This is a genomic window from Streptomyces viridiviolaceus (assembly GCF_014650995.1).
GTDB classification, from domain to species: domain Bacteria; phylum Actinomycetota; class Actinomycetes; order Streptomycetales; family Streptomycetaceae; genus Streptomyces; species Streptomyces viridiviolaceus.
The window spans coordinates 1-543 of the sequence record NZ_BMWA01000125.1 but is presented as its reverse complement, the minus strand read 5'-3'; the positions used below and the strand labels follow the sequence as shown (position 1 = coordinate 543).

Genomic DNA, 543 nt, shown 5'->3' with positions numbered 1-543 from the left:
ACCGCCCCTGGCCGCAGCTACCACTCCATCGCCCGCGAGCTGGGACTGAACCGGCGCACCGTGCGCAAGTACGCGCGGGCCACGACCTGGCAGGAGTGCATCCGGCGCCGCTACCCGCGCAGGCCCACACCGCTCGACCCGTATCTCGGCTACCTGCGCCAGCGCTGGGACGAGGGCGAGCACAACGCCCTCGCCCTCCATCAGGAGATCGCCGCCAAGGGCTACCGGGGCCATTACCAGCAGGTGAAACTCGCCGTTCAACCCCTGCGCCGTGGCCTTCCTCTGGAAGAAGTACACGAACGGGCACCCACACCGCGGGAAGTCGCCCGCTGGATCGCCACCGGCCCCGACCAGCGCAGCCTCCACGTCCGCGAGCGGCTCTCCCGCCTCCTGGAACACTGCCCGGAACTACGGCACACCCACGAGCTGGTCCGCGAGTTCGACACCATGCTCGACACCCAGGACGCCACCCTGCTGCCCGCCTGGCTCGACCGACTCAGCACCTCCCGCCTCCCGGCCCTGGCCAGCATGGCCAAGACCATC

1 pseudogene is annotated in these 543 nt (G+C 70.3%); it reads left to right on the top strand.

Annotation, left to right across the window (positions count from 1 at the left end):
- Positions 1–543, top strand: a pseudogene (locus IE260_RS41215) (ISL3 family transposase); the annotation flags it as partial.